The organism is Flavobacterium sp. 9R (assembly GCF_902506345.1).
Classification (GTDB): Bacteria; Bacteroidota; Bacteroidia; order Flavobacteriales; family Flavobacteriaceae; genus Flavobacterium.
Genome location: NZ_LR733413.1, coordinates 309,499 through 328,221, shown reverse-complemented (window position 1 = coordinate 328,221; position 18,723 = coordinate 309,499). Strand labels below are relative to the sequence as shown.

At 33.9% G+C, this 18,723-nt stretch carries 13 protein-coding genes; 6 read left to right on the top strand and 7 right to left on the bottom strand.

Annotation, left to right across the window (positions count from 1 at the left end; all coding sequences use genetic code 11):
• Positions 1–58: 58 nt before the first annotated feature.
• Entirely contained in the window at positions 59–2,692 is a 2,634-nt protein-coding gene (locus tag FLAVO9AF_RS01520; RefSeq protein ID WP_159683114.1) for a valine--tRNA ligase, read from the bottom strand.
• A 219-nt stretch (positions 2,693–2,911) separates the two neighbouring features.
• Between FLAVO9AF_RS01520 and FLAVO9AF_RS01515 the strand changes: the two genes are divergently transcribed.
• Positions 2,912–3,295 (top strand): DUF1573 domain-containing protein, encoded by a 384-nt coding sequence (locus FLAVO9AF_RS01515; protein ID WP_159683108.1) that lies wholly within the window; start codon positions 2,912–2,914, stop codon positions 3,293–3,295.
• Positions 3,296–3,302: 7 nt separating this feature from the next.
• Here the strand turns inward: FLAVO9AF_RS01515 and FLAVO9AF_RS01510 are convergent, their stop codons facing one another.
• The gene (locus FLAVO9AF_RS01510; RefSeq protein WP_159683105.1) at positions 3,303–4,634 is read right to left on the bottom strand and encodes a PDZ domain-containing protein; all 1,332 of its coding nucleotides are present in this window, start codon (positions 4,632–4,634) and stop codon (positions 3,303–3,305) included.
• Between the two features lie 125 nt (positions 4,635–4,759).
• Here FLAVO9AF_RS01510 and FLAVO9AF_RS01505 point away from each other — a divergent pair, with 125 nt between their 5' ends.
• The 5 genes from FLAVO9AF_RS01505 to lgt all read left to right on the top strand — a co-directional run bounded on the left by FLAVO9AF_RS01505 (position 4,760) and on the right by lgt (position 9,890).
• Complete coding sequence (locus tag FLAVO9AF_RS01505) at positions 4,760–5,959, top strand: pyridoxal phosphate-dependent aminotransferase (RefSeq protein ID WP_159683102.1); 1,200 nt, start codon at positions 4,760–4,762, stop codon at positions 5,957–5,959.
• 183 nt (positions 5,960–6,142) lie between these two features.
• Positions 6,143–6,814: a GTP cyclohydrolase I FolE gene (gene folE / locus FLAVO9AF_RS01500; RefSeq protein WP_159683099.1), complete on the top strand. Its 672-nt coding sequence runs from the start codon at positions 6,143–6,145 to the stop codon at positions 6,812–6,814.
• Positions 6,815–6,964: 150 nt separating this feature from the next.
• Positions 6,965–8,443, top strand: coding sequence for a cysteine--tRNA ligase (cysS, locus tag FLAVO9AF_RS01495; RefSeq protein WP_159683096.1), 1,479 nt, complete (start codon positions 6,965–6,967; stop codon positions 8,441–8,443).
• 192 nt (positions 8,444–8,635) lie between these two features.
• Positions 8,636–8,881, top strand: coding sequence for a membrane protein insertion efficiency factor YidD (gene yidD, locus FLAVO9AF_RS01490; protein WP_159690806.1), 246 nt, complete (start codon positions 8,636–8,638; stop codon positions 8,879–8,881).
• Positions 8,882–8,939: 58 nt separating this feature from the next.
• Positions 8,940–9,890: a prolipoprotein diacylglyceryl transferase gene (gene lgt, locus FLAVO9AF_RS01485; RefSeq protein WP_159683093.1), complete on the top strand. Its 951-nt coding sequence runs from the start codon at positions 8,940–8,942 to the stop codon at positions 9,888–9,890.
• Between the two features lie 49 nt (positions 9,891–9,939).
• Here lgt and FLAVO9AF_RS01480 read toward each other — a convergent pair whose 3' ends face one another.
• From FLAVO9AF_RS01480 to mdh, 5 genes are all read right to left on the bottom strand, one after another.
• Positions 9,940–10,548 carry an acyloxyacyl hydrolase gene (locus FLAVO9AF_RS01480; RefSeq protein WP_159683090.1) on the bottom strand — a complete coding sequence of 203 codons (609 nt, stop codon included), beginning with the start codon at positions 10,546–10,548 and terminating at the stop codon, positions 9,940–9,942.
• Between the two features lie 75 nt (positions 10,549–10,623).
• Positions 10,624–12,708, bottom strand: coding sequence for a prolyl oligopeptidase family protein (locus tag FLAVO9AF_RS01475; RefSeq protein ID WP_370516463.1), 2,085 nt, complete (start codon positions 12,706–12,708; stop codon positions 10,624–10,626).
• A 168-nt stretch (positions 12,709–12,876) separates the two neighbouring features.
• Complete coding sequence (locus tag FLAVO9AF_RS01470) at positions 12,877–14,466, bottom strand: T9SS type A sorting domain-containing protein (RefSeq protein WP_159683084.1); 1,590 nt, start codon at positions 14,464–14,466, stop codon at positions 12,877–12,879.
• Between the two features lie 93 nt (positions 14,467–14,559).
• A complete protein-coding gene (gene secDF, locus FLAVO9AF_RS01465) occupies positions 14,560–17,538 on the bottom strand; it encodes a protein translocase subunit SecDF (protein ID WP_159683081.1) in 2,979 nt (992 codons plus the stop codon).
• Positions 17,539–17,767: 229 nt separating this feature from the next.
• The gene (mdh, locus tag FLAVO9AF_RS01460; RefSeq protein ID WP_159683078.1) at positions 17,768–18,703 is read right to left on the bottom strand and encodes a malate dehydrogenase; all 936 of its coding nucleotides are present in this window, start codon (positions 18,701–18,703) and stop codon (positions 17,768–17,770) included.
• Positions 18,704–18,723: the final 20 nt, after the last annotated feature.

Genomic DNA, 18,723 nt, shown 5'->3' with positions numbered 1-18,723 from the left:
AAAAAACCAATGTTGGCAATTCAACATTGGTTTTTTTGGTTTTATACTTTAACAGATGTTATTTCAACCCAGCCAAACTTTGCTCAATAGTGGCAATTTTAGCTAAAGCATCCGCTTCTTTTTTGCGTTCCATTTCAATTACTTTCTCTGGTGCACCAGCTACAAATTTTTCATTCGCTAATTTTCCTTGAACCGATTTCAAAAAGCCTTTGGTGTAATTCAATTCTTCAGTCAATTTAGCAATTTCAGCTGCTACATCAATGTTTCCTGTGATTGGAATAAAATATTCGTTTGATTTTACACGGAAAGACAAAGCGCCATCCACTTTTTCTGAAACGTATGCTAATGAAGTTATATTCCCCAATTTAGTTACTATTGCATCGAAATAAGTAGAAGCATTGTCATTATTCACCACTTTTAATTCGATAGTATCCTTAAACGGAATGTTCTTGTCTTTACGAATGGTTCTAATTCCAGAAATTACTTCGATTGTATTTTCAAAATCAGCTATTAATGCCGCATTGAACGGTTTAATTTCTGGCCAAGTTGAAACAATTAAAGCTTCTTCTTTGGTTCTATCCGCGATTAAATGCCAAATTTCCTCTGTTAGGAAAGGCATAAATGGATGCAATAATTTCATATTGTTTTCTAACATTTCGATGGCTTTATCAAACGTAGCTTTATCAATTGGTTGTTGATAAGCAGGTTTGATCATTTCTAAGAACCAAGAACAGAAATCATCCCAAACCAATTTATAAATTCCCATCAAAGCATCTGAAATTCTATACTTTTCAAAATTGTCTTCAATCTCAGCTAAGGCTTGTTGCAACTTCGCTTCGTACCATTCAATGGATACTTTTGAAGATTCGGGTTGTGGAATCGTTTCAGAAACTTCCCAACCTTTGATCAATTTGAAAGCGTTCCAAATTTTGTTAGAAAAACCTTTTCCTTGATTGCATAATTCTTCGTCGAACATAATGTCGTTTCCAGCAGAAGCACTCAAAAGTAATCCTACACGAACACCATCGGCACCAAACTTTTCAATTAATTCCAAAGGCTCTGGAGAATTCCCCAAAGACTTCGACATTTTGCGACGTTGTTTATCACGAACCAATCCCGTTAAATACACATTCGTAAATGGTTTTTCGCCAGCATATTCATATCCTGCTATAATCATTCTGGCTACCCAGAAAAATAAAATATCTGGTCCTGTAACCAAATCATTCGTTGGATAATAGTATTTAAAATCTTCATTTTCTGGATCCATTATGCCACCAAAAACAGACATTGGCCATAACCAAGAAGAAAACCAAGTGTCAAGCGCATCAGGATCCTGACGAAGGTCAGAGGTTAGAAGTGAGGAGTTAGAAGTTTTTTCTTTGGCTAACGCCAAAGCCTCTTCAATATTTTCAGCCACTACAAAATCTTCTTTACCGTCGCCATAGAAATAAGCTGGAATTTGTTGTCCCCACCACAATTGACGGGAAATATTCCAATCGCGAATGTTGTTCAACCAATGCGCATACGTATTGTTAAAACGAGAAGGATGCAATTTAATATCTCCATCTTCTAAAACCGACTTAATAGCTGGTTTTACTAAATCATCCATTTTTAAGAACCACTGGTCAGACAATCTTGGTTCGATTACCGCCTTAGTTCTTTCAGAGGTTCCTACTTTATTTAAATGAATTTCGGTTTTAGCCAAAGCACCAATTGACTCTAATTCTTGAGCAATTTCGGTACGAACTACAAAACGATCTTTCCCTTGGTAGTGTATACCAAAACTATTTAAAGTCGCATCTTCATTGAATATGTCGACAATCTCTAAATTATGTTTCTCACCCAAGGTTTTGTCATTCATATCGTGTGCTGGTGTGACTTTCAAGCACCCCGTTCCAAACTCTACATCTACATACTCATCTTCGATAATTGGAATCACACGACCACAAATAGGAACAATCGCTTTCTTTCCTTTTAAATGGGCAAAGCGTTCATCATTTGGATTAATGCAAATAGCAGTATCTCCAAAAATCGTTTCAGGGCGCGTCGTAGCTACTGTCAAGAAATCTTCTGACCCTTCAATTTTGTATTTTAGAAAAAATAACTTTCCTTGTTGTTCTTCGTAAATTACCTCTTCATCAGATAATGTAGTCTTAGCTTCAGGATCCCAATTTACCATTCTATAGCCGCGGTAAATCATTCCTTTGTTATACAAATCCACAAAAGATTTGATAACAGATGCCGACATATCTGGATCCATTGTAAATTTGGTTCTATCCCAATCACAAGAACAACCTAACTGTTTCAATTGTTCTAAAATTGTTCCACCATATTTATCTGTCCAATCGTAGGCGTGTTTCAAAAATTCTTCACGAGTCAAATCGGCTTTATTAATACCCTCCGATTTTAATTTGGCCACTACTTTAGCTTCAGTAGCAATCGATGCGTGGTCTGTACCTGGTACCCAACAAGCATTAAACCCTTTCAAACGAGCTCTTCGGATTAAAACATCTTGAATCGTATTATTCAACATATGCCCCATATGCAAAACTCCCGTAACATTTGGAGGTGGAATTACAATGGTATAAGGAGTTCTATGGTCTGGTTCAGAATGAAAATAATTGTTTTTCATCCAGTAAGCATACCATTTATTCTCAATGGTTTTAGCGTCAAATTGTGCAGGAATACTCATTTTATAATAGATACGTTTTATTAGTAATTGTATGTTTTTAGGTCCTTGAATATCAAACTAAAAGAAAGTAAACAATACCACATTTAGTTTTTGGTTCGATATTTGTAAGTGCACCGTTGGCAAAAGTAATTAATAAAGTAGAGTATAAAAAGCGAATTAATAATTTGTACTCTAATTAAAACAAACTATATTTACTCAACCCAAACAAAGTCCAATTATATGAAAAATCTTATCATTGTAATAGCCACAGCGCTCTTTACCATTAGCACCTACAGCCAAAGTGGTCCAAAAATCCAATTTTCGGCACCCGATAACACAATCGATTATGGAAAAGTGAGTAAAAATGCGGATAACGGTATTCGTACTTTTGAATTTAAAAACACAGGCGATGCACCTTTGCAAATCATCAATATACTATCTACCAAAGAGTGTAGCATTTTAAGTAAACCCACATCGGCAATTCAGCCTGGACAAAATGGCAAAATAGAAGTAAAATACAATATGACTCCGGGACCTATCAGAAAAACCATCACTGTTGAAACCAATGCAGTAAATCAAGAGAATGGTAGAGTTGCCTTAAAAATCAAAGGAGAAGTTATATAAAGCTATTTTAAAGTTCACTTTCTAACCTGAAAGTGAACTTTAATTTGTTATTATCTCTCAAAACCACTATGGTGATATTTTTATCTTCTTCCACCATAAAAAGATTGTTTATTTTTTGAAGCGAATACTTAAAGACTGGCACGCCACCAATAGAAACAAGCTCATCTCCTACTCGCAAACCACATCTTTCGGCAGCTGATTTTTTGCGAATGTTAGCAATAACATAATTCGGTTTTAACTCGAATTTATATTTATAATTATTAATTACTTTTCCAAATTCTTCATTACTTGAGCCGTCTGGTTTCAAAAGATTATTTTCAAGTTTCACATAATCTTCTACCCATTTCAATCCATTTTGCTCAATTTCAATACCGCTTTTATTATACTTAAAATGAGATTTGAAATTTCCATTTTTTTTCAGGTACATAGTACCTCTTTCATAATCAAAAACAACTTTAAATCTCCTAAAAACTTCTGCACCAATAGAACCTACTCTATTATCGACCATTTTAACATGCTTCAACGAACTCGAATCTGGAAATGCAACAATTGGAGTAGTAAACTTAAAATCAGCCATTTTTAATTCACTTATTTTGGCTCTTTTGCCTTCGATATCTCCACTAAATCCTTTACCTAAAAAATCGTCAAAATTTTTCTTAGGCACAGTAATCCCCTCAGTGTAGTTTTGAAAAACCCAAATTGCATCGCTATTCCCGATATCAATCAACATCTTTGACTGAATATAAGTATCCTGCATTTTCAACTGAACATTGAAGTAAGGTTTCGCTTTTTCGATTGAAATAGGAATCTTGACAAATTTTTTATCCAATTCTTTCTGGTATTTGGCATTGAGTTTTGAAACCTTTATTTTTTTTCGGATATAATCAATTTCTACCAAGTTGTTTTTAAAAAATTGTGTTCCAATAATCCCATTTACAGGGATACCAATATGTGCGGAGAGATTAAAGTTTTGGTCTAAAATGATATAAAAACTTTGCTTTGAAGAAACCAACCCTCTTACAAACATATAGTTATTAGAAGACTTCAATCCTTCAATTGACTCATTACTGCCCAAACCCCGTAGTTGAATTTTATCAACATTATACAAATTCAATTCCTTTTTATCATCCAAACTAAACAATAAAGTCTCCTCTACTCCTGTATCCAATAAAAAGTTAAGCTCAATACCATTCACGGTAATGGGCACAAAAATGAGATTATTGATTAATTGAAATGGTATCTCAACTTGAGTTTGATTGGCTAAAAATTGAAACCCTTCTTGCGCACGATTAGTATACTGTCCTAGAAAAAATAATAGAAAAAAAAGAGCTATTCTCATTAAAAAAGGTTTCGGTAATATTACAAAAAATCCAACATATTTGTTAGAATTTGATAACAAATAGGACTTAAATTTACATTTAATTTGGAAAAAAAATCGCAATTTTGCACCAAATTATTAAAAACATGCCTAGTATTTCAATCAGAGGTAAAAAAATGCCTGAATCGCCAATTCGAAAATTAGCCCCTTTTGCAGATTTGGCTAAATCAAAAGGACGTAAAGTCTATCATTTAAACATTGGTCAACCCGATATAAAAAGCCCCGAACTAGCAATTGAAGCTATCAAAAATATACAACTAGATATTATTGAATACGGACCATCTGCTGGTTATGAAAGTTATAGAAAAAAACTAGCCAAATTTTATCAAAATCAAAATGTTTCAGTAGCGACTGAGGACATTATGATTACAACAGGAGGTTCAGAAGCTTTGCTTTTTGCCTTAGGAAGCATTATGGACCCCGAAGATGAAATAATTATCCCTGAACCTTTTTATGCTAATTACAGTGCTTTTTCAGCTGAGTCAAGCGCACGCGTTGTTCCAGTAATTTCCAACATTGAAAGTGGTTTTACTCTTCCAACTATTGAAGAATTTGAAAAAGCTATTACCAGTAAAACGAAGGCAATATTAATATGCAACCCGAATAATCCAACTGGTTATCTCTACTCCGAATCTGAAATAAATCAGCTTGGTGCATTGGTTAAAAAATATGACCTCTTCCTTATTGCTGACGAAGTATATCGCGAATTTATTTACGACGAGAAAGACCAACATTTCTCCGTAATGAACCTAAAAGGAATTGAACAAAATGTCATTATGATTGATTCAGTTTCCAAAAGATACAGTATGTGTGGCGCTAGAATAGGCTGCTTGGTAACCAAAAACAAAGAAGTTATTGCCGCTTCAATGAAGTTTGCACAAGCCCGTTTGTGTCCACCTACAATTGAACAAATTGCCTGTGAAGCTGCTATAGACACGCCAAAAAGTTATTTTGACGAAGTAATTGTAGAGTACAAAGAAAGAAGAGACATTTTAATCAATGAACTTAACAAAATTGATGGAGTACTAGTAAAAAGTCCAAAAGCAGCTTTTTATTGTATCGCTCAACTCCCAATAGACAATGCCGACGATTTTGCACAATGGCTTTTAGAAACCTATGAATTTAATGGAGAAACAGTTATGGTAGCGCCTGCTGCTGGTTTTTATTCTACTCCCGGTGTGGGCTTAAATCAAGTTCGCATTGCTTATGTTTTAAGTAAAGAAGAGCTCATAAAAGCGGTTCACATTCTAAAAGAAGCAATAAAAGAATACAACCAACGTTCTTAGAAACAAAAAATAGATAATCAAAAGACAATAATTCAAAGGAGTTATTGTCTTTTTTTGTTAAAATTAATCCTGAAATATTAAGAAAAACAAGGCAATTAATTCCCTCAAGCGATTGAATTTGTTACTATTTATTATTTATCTTTACCCCTTGAAAAATACACACCCAACAAATAGTAATTTTTAATGACAAATAACGAAGAATTCCACGACGAAATAGGAAATAATCATATTAGTACCAACGCTAATAATCCGATAAGAGAAGATGCTTTTGCTATTTCGGATGAAGAAAAAATTGAACGCATCAAGAAAGATGTAGAAAATATGTTGCTTACTTTGGGTATGGATTTAACAGATGACAGCTTAAAAGGCACTCCAAATCGTGTAGCAAAAATGTTTGTGAAAGAAATTTTTGGAGGTTTGAATCCAAATAAAAAACCAAAAGCCTCAACCTTTGACAATAACTACAAATATGGTGAGATGTTGGTTGAAAAAAACATCACCTTGTATTCTACCTGTGAACATCATTTATTACCCATTATAGGAAGAGCACACGTGGCTTATATTTCTAAAGGAACTGTAATTGGCTTGTCTAAAATGAATAGAATTGTTGAATATTATGCAAAAAGACCTCAAGTACAAGAGCGTTTGACGATGCAAATTGTTCAAGAACTTCAAAGAGCATTAGGAACAGAAGATGTAGCTTGTGTAATAGATGCCAAACATCTTTGCGTGAATTCTAGAGGAATAAAAGATATCGAAAGTAGTACGGTAACCTCTGAATTTGGCGGAAAATTCAAAGAAGCTCAAACTAGAAGAGAATTCTTGGATTACATCAAACTAGAAACAAAATTCTAAACGTTTATGATTTGTTGTTCAATCGGTTAAATAGTTAATCGATAGACAACAGATTATTTACTTTTTTCAAATAAGCAATCACGATTCATAAGTTTGCAATCAATAATTCAACGTTAAACATTAAACCGTTAAACTGTTAAACAAATAAAAATGCCTTTATACAACCATCAACCCCTCAAAATATACAATTCTCTATCTGGAGAAAAAGAATCATTTGTACCCGTTCACGAAGGAAATGTAGGAATGTATGTTTGTGGTCCAACGGTGTACAGTAATGTACATTTAGGGAATGTGAGAACTTTTATGTCATTTGATGTAATATTCAGGTATTTATTGCATTTAGAATACAAAGTTCGCTATGTGCGTAACATTACCGATGTAGGTCATATCGTGGATGATGTAGATGAAGGAGAAGATAAAATTGCTAAAAAAGCGAGATTAGAACAATTGGAACCGATGGAAGTCGTTCAACGTTATACTGTTGATTTCCATCGTATTTTGAGCGCCTTTAATTTTTTACCTCCGAGTATTGAACCTACAGCTACTGGACATATCATTGAGCAAATTGAAATTATCAAAAAAATAATAGACAATGGTTTTGCATATGAAGCCAATGGTTCTATTTATTTTGATGTGGTAAAATTTAATGAAGACCATCATTACGGAATTTTGAGTGGCAGAAACATTGAAGATATGTTGGCTAATACTCGAGATTTAGACGGTCAATCCGACAAACGAAATCCTCAAGATTTTGCTTTATGGAAAAAAGCGGAGCCGCAACATATTATGCGTTGGCCTTCGCCGTGGAGTGATGGATTCCCAGGTTGGCACTTAGAGTGTACCGCTATGAGTACTAAATACTTGGGCAATCATTTTGACATTCACGGTGGTGGAATGGATTTGAAATTCCCACATCACGAATGTGAAATTGCTCAAAATGAAGCTTGCACAGGACACACACCTGTGAATTATTGGATGCACGCTAATATGCTTACTTTAAACGGTAAAAAAATGGCAAAATCGACTGGGAATAATATTTTGCCAGGAGAAATTTTGACGGGAGAGAACACCATTTTAAGTAAACCTTTCTCTGCTTCAGTTACCCGTTTCTTTATGCTACAGGCGCATTATAGAAGTATTCTTGATTTTTCGGATGATGCTATTGTGGCTGCCGAAAAAGGATACAAACGATTAATGGAAGCTCTTTCGTTATTGAAAGACTTACCTACAAGCGCTCAATCGTCTGTTGCCATTGAAGATTGGAAACAATTGTGTTATGATGCGATGAATGATGATTTTAATACACCAATTTTGATTGCACATTTGTTTGAGGGCGTTCGTTATATTAATGTTATCAAAGACGGCAAAGAAACTATAACAGCAGAAGATTTGGCAACATTTACGACTGCTATAGAAGCGTTTGTGTTTGAAGTTTTGGGTCTTGAAAATGAAAAAATTGCCGATAGCAGTAACGATAAATTAGAAGGCACCATTCAGTTATTGATTGAAATGAGAAAGCAAGCCAGAGAAAACAAGAACTTTGCGCTTTCTGACCAAATTAGAGACCAATTATTGGCCTTGGGTATTCAATTGAAGGACGGGAAAGAAGGAACTACTTTTAGTATCTAATTCAAAGGTAGAGGTTAGAAATTAGAAGTTAATGTTTCCAAAAAATCAATTTCTATCCTTTTAGCCCCGATGGGAGTGGCATCCTTTGCCTTTTTCTGTAAAAAGGCAAAGATATAACGGACAGCGGGACCCATACTTACTGAAAATGCCTTATTTACCTGCTCCTAATTATTAGTTGACTAACAAAAGATGATGTTAAATAAAATTTTTACCTACCCATTAATTCTTTTGGTACGCTTTTATCAAGGAGCCATCTCCCCTTTTACACCAGCCGCCTGCAGGTACGAGCCCACTTGCTCGAGCTATATGATAGAAGCATTGCAGAAACACGGCTTTTTGTTTGGTACTTATTTAGGATTGAAACGCATTTTGAGCTGTCATCCTTGGGGAGGAAAAGGATACGACCCTGTTCCTGAAAAAAAATGCACACACAAATAGTAATTAAAGGTTCTCAATTTGATTACATTTAAAGTTTATATTTACAAAAAAATTACACATGACACACGCTTTAAACTTGGTTTGGAATCCATCTGAAGGATTAGATTTAGGCTTTTTTATGATTCGATATTACAGTCTAATGTTTGTAGTAGCTTTTGGATTGGGTTGGTACATAATGAAACATATTTTTGAACGCGAAGGAGAATCGATAGACAAATTGGATTCGCTTTTTATTTGGACCGTCTTAGCTACGTTGATTGGAGCGCGATTGGGTCATGTTTTCTTTTATGATTGGGAATATTATCGCAATCATATCGTTGAAATTGCACTTCCAATTCGTGAAAATGCCAATGGCAACCTTTTGGGTTTCATCAATGGTTGGGAATTTACTGGTTTTACAGGTTTAGCGAGTCATGGTGCTGCTATTTCTATCGTAATTGCTATGTATTTCTACAGCAAAAACATATTGAAACGTCCACAATTATGGATTTTGGATCGCGTAGTTATTCCTGTGGCAAGCGGCGCTATTTTTGTGCGTTTGGGTAATTTTTTCAATTCCGAAATCATAGGGAAAGAAACCTCTTCTTCTTTTGGAATTCGCTTTTTGAGGGATCAATTTAGTCCAAGAGATGTTGTAAATGCTACTGGAATTACAAACCCAAACGAAGCGTATACTGCGATTGCAACTGATCCAAAGTTTGCTGATTTACTGGCTCAAGTTCCTGTTAAACATCCAACTCAGTTGTATGAGGCATTTTGTTACATCTTCGTTTTTACTATTTTGTTTTTCTTATATTGGAAAACAGAGGCAAGAAAGAAATCAGGCTTTTTGTTTGGATTGTTTCTAGTACTTTTATTTACGGTTCGTATCATTGTTGAGTCGGTAAAAGAAAGTCAAGGTGGTTTTGAAAGTGATTTAGGCAACATCCTTTCTACCGGACAATGGTTGAGTATTCCTTTTATCCTTATTGGTTTGTTTTTTGTTTTTAGAGCCAAAAAAGAAGCTTAAAACATTCTAGTCAATATTTATCAAGCGTTACTTTCTAGTAGCGCTTTTTTTATAGTGGAAAAACAATCCCTAGTTCTATATTTTTAGTATTAAAGCCAGCGTTGGATGTATTCAAACCTGCATTGGAAGTGTGTCGAAAACTAGGTCGTACATCCAATGCAAAATACTTTAAATCTAAAGCATACCCTAGTGCTAGAATGTCACAAAAAGCAAATCCTTTTGACAATCGTTCAGTTTCTGTATCCGTAAGCATAGGACTTATGCTTCCTAAAACGTAAATGGCACTTCGTTTACCAATCTTTTTTTGAACCGTCATTCCTAATTGCAAAACACCTTCATTAATGGTTTTTAATTGCATAAAAGCGTCCCGTTTGGCCTCATAATTTGGTGTTTCTGGCTTTACAAAATAAAAATTTAGCAATTGATGAGAGGCGTGATTGTATTCTGGGCCAAAGAAAAAAGAAAAATCAATTCCCTTGTAAGTCCGCCATTTTTTATAAAACAACACTTTATAACTGGAATTGGTATAGGTATAATCGGTGTTTTTAATAGCATTTCCTGTTCCATAAGAAAAACCTACTTTCCAGCTATCCTTAATCGATTGACACCATATAAAATTACTACAAAGGAGGAATAAAAAAGAAATAAATAATCGCATGCACTTGATTGGTTTAAATAAAAAAGCATTCCTATGAATCTAGGAATGCTTTCAAAAGTAAACTAAAAATTTGTATTATTTAGGAATGGATTTAAATCCCATATTGAACAAAGTAAACGCCTGAATATCGGCAGCTTCTTCAATTGTCTTAGAAACTGGTTTTCCAGCACCGTGTCCTGCATTGGTCTCAATTCGAATTAAAACAGGATTACTGCCTGTTTGCTTTTCTTGCAATTCGGCCGCAAACTTAAAACTATGAGCTGGCACAACTCTATCGTCATGATCTCCGGTCGTTACTAATGTAGCAGGATACTTCACCCCAGACTTAACATTATGCACTGGTGAATAGCCTTTTAAATAGGCAAACATTTCTTTAGAATCTTCAGCTGTACCATAGTCGTACGCCCAACCTGCACCAGCAGTAAACGTATGGTAACGCAACATATCCAAAACACCTACTGCCGGAAGTGCAACCTTCATCAAGTCAGGTCTTTGTGTCATCACAGCGCCAACCAATAAACCACCGTTAGAACCACCACGAATTGCTAAGAAATCAGAAGAAGTATATTTTTGAGAAATTAAATACTCACCCGCTGCAATGAAATCATCAAATACATTTTGTTTTTGCATTTTGGTTCCAGCGTCGTGCCATTTCTTACCGTATTCTCCGCCTCCACGCATATTCGCTACTGCATAAATTCCACCCATTTCTAACCAAACCGCATTAGCAATACTAAAACTTGGTGTTAAACTCACATTAAACCCACCATAACCGTACAAAATAGTTGGATTCTTTCCGTTTAATTGCAATCCTTTCTTATGTGTGATAATCATCGGTACTTTGGTTCCGTCTTTTGACGTAAAAAATACTTGTTTAGACTCATAATTTTCGGAAACAAAATCAACTTTAGGCTTAACATAAACAGACGACTTACCACTTTCAGGGAAGAAGGTATAAGTAGTACCCGGAGTTACATAGTTAGTAAATGAAAAATACAACTCTTTATCTTTGGCTTTTCCACCAAAACCTGAAGCAGTTCCAACACCAGGTAAGGCAATGGTGCGGATTAATTTTCCTTTATAATCAAATTGTTTCACCACAGAAACAGCATCTTTCATATAATTAGCAAAAATATACCCTGAACCTGTCGATGGATTCAATACTTGCTCAGTTTCTGGAATCAAATCTTTCCAATTTTCAACACCTGGATTCGCTACATCAACAGTAACAATCCTTTTGTTAGGCGCTTTTAAATTTGTCACTATAAAAAGTGTAGTACCAACATTATCCAAAACATCAACATCATACTCAAATCCTTTATGAATGGCCACAATAGGGCTATTTGAAACAGATAAATCTTTTAAGTATAATTCATTTCCTGAAGTAGAATTTGCGGCAGAAATAAACAGATAACGATTATCATCCGACACATAGCCACCAACATATCTGCGTTTTTCTTGATCACCAAATAGTATAGCATCCTCGGCTTGTTTGGTTCCAAGCTTGTGAAAGAATAAACGGTGTTGATCCGTTTTAGCCGAAAGTTCACTTCCTTTAGGTTTTTCATAACTAGAATAAAAAATCCCTTCATTCCCTTTCCAAGATAAACCACTAAACTTTACATCAACCAAAGGTTCACCGATACTCTGTTTCGTTTTGGCATCAATAAAAATTACTTTTCTCCAATCACTTCCCGCTTCTGAGATAGAATAAGCCACTAAAGAACCGTCTTTAGAAAAACTCACACCATCCAATGAAGTTGTGGCATCTTTAGAAAAGGTATTTGGGTCTAAAAACAACTCTTCAGTCCCTTTAGCGTCTTTTCTATACATAACCGATTGATTTTGCAATCCATTATTTTTATAATAGTACGTATAGTCTCCTTCTTTAAAAGGCGCTGAAACTTTTTCGTAATTCCAAAGTTTTTCCATACGTGCTTTGATTGTATTTCGAAACGGAATCGCTGCTAAATAATCAAAGGTAACTTTGTTTTGCTCTTTTACCCATTCGGCAGTCTCGGCTGAACGGTCATCTTCCAACCATCTAAAAGGGTCTGGAATAGAATTACCAAAATACACATCTACTTTGTCAATCTTTTTAGTGGCAGGATACTTTATCGCGGATTGCCCAAACGAAAGCAAAGAAGAAGAAATAATCATAGTACTTAAAATTACTTTTTTCATATAATAACACTTTATTTTATTGTTCGAAGATAACAAAGCTATAAAATAAATATCGGTATTAGCAACAAAAACAAAATAGCTATAAAATAAAAAGGATGTATCTTTCGATTCATCCTTTCTATTTAAGTAAACAACTAAATTAACTTAAAAAATATTTTTTTTAATTAACGTACCTTTTTCTGATATAAAATGAACAAAATAAACTCCTTTAGAATAATTAACTACGTCTATCGATCCCGAAAAATTGTTCTTTGAATTTGTTTTATTATACATTAATTGTCCATTTGCATTAAAAATAAAAATTGAATCTATTGAAACATTTTGAGACTCATAATAAACAGTCCTATTAGCATAAAAAACATCTAACTGTTTAGTTTCTTCTAATAAATTTAATGACAATATTTTATCTGGACCTGAAGTACATTCACTAACTTTTGTCCATTGTCCTGCAACCAAACCAGGATACTCATTGGGGTTAGCCCAATAATTATTTTCCCAAATATTTAAGTTATAATAAACTTTGGTTTTAGCAGAAGAATAGGACACAGTAGGTTCATACTTAACTACACCGCAATATTTTTCAACTTCCTTACCATCACAAGAAAAATCTTTGGAACTATAAGGAGTCATAGAAAAATTATTAGCTTCTTGAATAGCTAAATCTTTTGTTTGACCATTTAATATATTTGAAGCAATATTTAAGTAAGAATAACTAGAGCTATTAGCTCCTTTTAACAACAATTGCCAAATCATAATACCATCATTATCTCCAATACGAGAAGAATAATTTTTTATATGTGAGGATAAATCAGCAACATTTTGATGATTGTATTCATAATACGGCCCCCAAGGTTCGTTTGGATAATGGATACCCGCAGCAACAGAAAAACCATATTTCTCAGCATAATACGCATAAGAATCATACATTATTTTTCTATTTACGCTAGCACCAATATTATAACCCTGAAATGCAACAATATCTATCAAATTCCCAACCGCTTTAAAGACAGGAATCATATGCCCGGTAGAACTAAATCCAAACAAACTAATACCATTTGTTGGTGCTGTAGCACTATACAAATTAGTATCTGATTCTCCTGTTAAAGCATTCCTCTTAGCATATGCGTATGGGGAACTTGCATCATCATTGTTTTGACCGCCCATAGCACCAGCACCTGCAGGAGCACAAGCTAAAATATAACCCTCACTTCTTGGCATCAAAGCTCTAGATTTTGTAAAAAAATCAATAAAATGTTGCACATTGTCTTTTGAGCCAATTTCTTGAAAGGAGCCGTTAGGTTCAAAATCCCAATCAATACCAGCAAATCCAAAATCATCAACAAGATCTTTAATTTGCGAATAATTTATTTTTGAATAGATAGCACTATCAGTCCAAAACGTTTCACCACCAATTGACAATATTACTTTTGTCCCTTTTTGTTTAAGAGCATAAATACTTTCTTTTAATGCACAACCATCATATGGCACTTCAATTCCAGTTTTTGAAATATCCAATGACCCTTTACTATATTGCAAGTCTGGTTTTGCAAAAGATAAAAAAACAACATTAACATAAGATGGAATTTCCCTTAATTTAGAATTTTGCCCAGCACCGGCAAAAGATTCAGACCATGAAGGAAAATAAGCAAGAACAATAGGACTTTTAATACTTTGAGAATAAACAGAAAAATTAAGAAAAATAATTAAATAAATAAAAAATCTAAAACTTGACATAAAAAATAGGTTAATAAATTTGGGGATATTTGATAATAAAAGGCAAAAAAAAAGGATACACTTTTCAGTGTATCCTTTAGAATAAAAATAAAATTACTTACTCTCGTTATGTCTTTCTTCAATTAATTTTTTATCAGCAATAGAGATAGAATCTACTAAAACTGGAGTAGCAATAAATAAAGAAGAATACGTTCCAACTATAATACCAATCAACATAGCGAAAATAAATCCTCTAATTGATTCTCCACCAAACACAAACATGATTAACAATACAACAATCATTGTCAATGATGTATTAATTGTTCTAGACATAGTAGAGTTAATAGAGTTATTTACAATTTCACTAAAGTTACCTTTAGTTTTACCATCTAAGAATTCACGAACTCTATCGAATACAATTACAGTATCATTCATAGAATAACCAATAACTGTTAGGATTGCCGCAATAAAGTGTTGGTCAATCTCCATTCCGAATGGCATAAACTTGTAACACAATGAATAGATACCTAATACAAAGATAACATCATGCGCAACCGCAGCAATAGCTCCTAAACTGTACTGCCATTTTCTAAAACTAATTACTAAGTACAATCCAACAATAAGCATAGCACCTAAAACCGCCCAATAAGCATTCGTTTTGATATCTTCTGCAACAGTAGGTCCAACTTTAGAAGCTAAAACAATACCTAATTTTTTTCCTTCATAAGCGTTAACAAACTTATCGTAAGTAACATCAGGAGAATAATGCTTTTTCAAAGATTCATAAAGCAATTTATTAACTTCTTCGTCAGCTGCTATACCAGTTTCTTGAATTTTATATTTAGTTGTAATTTTCAACTGATTGTCTTGACCAAAAATCTTAACCTCAGCACTTCCAAAGATTGCAGTTAATTCTTCTTTAATCTCTTCAGGCTTCATAGATTTATCAAAACGAACTTGGAAAGTTCTTCCTCCAACAAAATCCACACCTTGATCAAAACCATTCGTAGCGATAGAAATAATAGAAACTACAGTTACAATTGCTGAAAAAGCATAAGACCATTTTTTAATTCCTAAGAAGTTATAATGGAAATTAGTAAAGAAGTTTTTAGAGAAATTAGTAACGAATGATAAATCATTTTTACCTGCAATATTTCTATCAATAAAAATTCTAGCAATAAAAATAGATGTAAACAAAGAAGTTACAATACCAATTAATAATGTAGTAGCAAAACCTTTGATTGGTCCAGAACCAAATATGAATAAAACAGCACCAGTCAAAATATGCGTTACGTTAGCATCAACAATAGAACGCATTGCACCTTTCCAGCTATAAGAAGCAATTACTGCCTCATTTAAAGTCTTTCCAGAACGAAGTTCTTCCTTAGCTCTTTCATAGATAATGATATTCGCATCTACTGCTGTACCCATTGTTAAAACAATACCTGCAATACCTGGTAAAGTAAGTACCGCACCTAAACTTGCTAAAATTCCAAACAAGAATAATAAGTTAACCGCCAATGCAATATTTGCATACCAACCAGCTCTACCATAATACACTAACATCCAAAGTGACACCAATAACAAACCAACCAATGCAGAGGTTGTTCCATTATCAATTGCTTCTTGACCTAAAGATGGTCCTACTACTTCAGATTGAACGATATCAGCTGCAGCTGGCAATTTACCTGCTCTTAAAACGTTAGCTAAATCTTTTGTTTCTGTAATATCAAAATTACCAGAGATTTCAGATCTTCCACCAGCAATTGGTCCACTAGATACTCCTGGTGCAGAATAAACTACATTATCCAATACGATAGCAATATATCCTTTTGAAGTATAAGCTCTTCCTGTTAATTCTTCCCATTCTTTAGCTCCTTTGCTATTCATTTGCATAGAAACTGCTGGTTTACCCATTTGGTCAAATGTATCAGTAGCATCTGTTACCACACCACCTGCCATTGAAGGCGCATCATTTCTATTTCCTTTTAAAGCATATAACTCAACCGCATCGATTTTTTTATCTTTTGCTTTAGCATCTTGAATAGTTGTTGGTTTACCCCAAACAAATTTAGCATAGCGTTGCTCACCTGCTAATAAATTTCTTACGTCTGGTCTTTTCAAATAACCATTAACAACAGCCGTATCTTTCGGAGAAAACATTCCTAAAACTGGCCCACCACCTTGCGCAATAATTTTATCGAACAAAGGATTTTTTCCTGCTTTTGTTGCAGTAGAATCTTTTTCGTCAGTCAATAAAGCACTTAAACTATCTTTTACAACTTTTTTAGTTTCTACTTTTGCAACTTCTGTTTTCTTTAAAGCATCATTAGCAGCAACCAAGAAGTTACCAATCTCTTCAATTTTATAGGTTTCCCAGAATTGTAATTCTGCTTTTCCTTGTAATAATCTTTTGATTCTATCAACATCCTTAGCACCTGGTAACTCAACAAGGATTCTACCTGACTCACCGATTTTTTGAATATTAGGTTGAGTAACACCAAATTTGTCGATACGCTCTCTTAAAACACCAAAAGCACTTTCAACAGACTCGTTTACTTTTCTTTTAATTACTTTTTGAACTTGAGCATCTGTCATTTGAAAATCAACACCACCATCACCTTGCAAGCTTCTGTTTGCGAAAATTTCAGGAGAGGCTAACTTAGTTGTACCATTAGCATTAGCTTCAAAAGCTTCAAAGAAGGCATCTAAATACGTTTGATTACCTTTTTGATTAGCAGTAGCATCAGCTAAAGACTTATTGAAAACTGGATTTTTTGAGTTATTAGACAATCCTTTCAAAATGTCTTTTACAGAAATTTGAAGAATTACGTTAATTCCTCCTTCTAAGTCAAGACCTTTATTGATTTGTTTGTCTTTAACCTCATTGTATGTATAATCTGTGATTCCAAGATTAAACACCTTTTCTTTCCCTATGGAATCTAAATATTTTACTTCTTTTTCAGTGTTACCACCAGCGAAAGATTTAGCATCACTTTGAATCTTATTAGAAACAAATGTGAAAGAAAGTTGGTAAATACTTACCAATGCAAATAGAATTGCGAAAAATTTAATAAGTCCTTTATTCTGCATTATTACTAAAAATTAATTATTTTTTAATTACTCTTTTTTGTTTTAAACCTCAATAAAATAAGCCTTGACATCGTTTTTTTAAAACAAAAAAATCAACTGTGCATTATATCATTTTTTTTAAACCGAGCAAATATATCATTAACGAAATGATTAACCAATTTTTTTATTAATTAATCTCAAAAAAAAAAACTGCAATAGTGCAGTCTTTTTTTTTAATGATAAAAAACGGTTATGCCAATACTGTTTTCAAATCAGCATTCATACCTCTAACCGCTTCAGCACTTTTAGCAAATGCTGCTTTCTCAGCTTCATTCAAGTTGATATCGATGATTTGCTCTACACCATTTTTACCAATAATGCATGGTACACCGATGCAAATATCGTTTTGACCGTATTCTCCTTCTAAGAAAACAGAGCAAGCAATCATTTTCTTTTGATCATTCAAAATACTATCCACTAAGTAAGCTACAGAAGCTCCTGGCGCATACCAAGCTGATGTACCTAGTAACCCTGTTAAAGTAGCTCCACCTACCATAGTATCTGCAGCAACTTTATCCAATACTTCTTGAGAAGCAAATTGTGAAACTGGAATACCATTATATGATGCTAAACGAGTTAATGGAATCATAGTTGTATCTCCATGTCCTCCGATAACCATTGCTGAGATATCATTTGAAGGAACATCTAATGCTTTTGACAAATAATATCTAAAACGAGAGCTATCTAAAGCTCCACCCATTCCGATTATTCTGTTTTTTGGTAATCCTGTAGCTTTTAAAGCTAAATATGTCATAGTATCCATAGGGTTTGAAACCACTACTACAATACAATTTGGTGAATGAGCTAAAACATTTTCAGCTACTGTTTTTACAATTCCAGCGTTGATTCCAATTAATTCCTCTCTTGTCATCCCTGGTTTTCTTGGTATTCCTGAAGTAATAACTACAACATCGCTATTAGCTGTTTTTGTGTAATCATTTGTACTACCTGAAACTTTTGTATTAAATCCTGTATTAGTTGCACATTGAGAAATATCCATTGCCTTTCCTTCGGCAAATCCTTCTCTAATATCCAATAATACTACTTCACTTGCAATTCCTCTATAAGCAATTACATCTGCGCAGGTTGCTCCCACATTTCCTGCTCCTACAATGGTAACTTTCATTTTTTTTAAATTTTATTTAT

Coding starts and splice junctions, on each gene's coding strand:
- FLAVO9AF_RS01520 (WP_159683114.1), bottom strand. CDS start 2,692: ATGAGTATTCCTGCACAATTTGACGCTAAAACCATTGAGAATAAATGG.
- FLAVO9AF_RS01515 (WP_159683108.1), top strand. CDS start 2,912: ATGAAAAATCTTATCATTGTAATAGCCACAGCGCTCTTTACCATTAGC.
- FLAVO9AF_RS01510 (WP_159683105.1), bottom strand. CDS start 4,634: ATGAGAATAGCTCTTTTTTTTCTATTATTTTTTCTAGGACAGTATACT.
- FLAVO9AF_RS01505 (WP_159683102.1), top strand. CDS start 4,760: ATGCCTAGTATTTCAATCAGAGGTAAAAAAATGCCTGAATCGCCAATT.
- folE (WP_159683099.1), top strand. CDS start 6,143: ATGACAAATAACGAAGAATTCCACGACGAAATAGGAAATAATCATATT.
- cysS (WP_159683096.1), top strand. CDS start 6,965: ATGCCTTTATACAACCATCAACCCCTCAAAATATACAATTCTCTATCT.
- yidD (WP_159690806.1), top strand. CDS start 8,636: ATGTTAAATAAAATTTTTACCTACCCATTAATTCTTTTGGTACGCTTT.
- lgt (WP_159683093.1), top strand. CDS start 8,940: ATGACACACGCTTTAAACTTGGTTTGGAATCCATCTGAAGGATTAGAT.
- FLAVO9AF_RS01480 (WP_159683090.1), bottom strand. CDS start 10,548: ATGCGATTATTTATTTCTTTTTTATTCCTCCTTTGTAGTAATTTTATA.
- FLAVO9AF_RS01475 (WP_370516463.1), bottom strand. CDS start 12,708: ATGATTATTTCTTCTTCTTTGCTTTCGTTTGGGCAATCCGCGATAAAG.
- FLAVO9AF_RS01470 (WP_159683084.1), bottom strand. CDS start 14,466: ATGTCAAGTTTTAGATTTTTTATTTATTTAATTATTTTTCTTAATTTT.
- secDF (WP_159683081.1), bottom strand. CDS start 17,538: ATGCAGAATAAAGGACTTATTAAATTTTTCGCAATTCTATTTGCATTG.
- mdh (WP_159683078.1), bottom strand. CDS start 18,703: ATGAAAGTTACCATTGTAGGAGCAGGAAATGTGGGAGCAACCTGCGCA.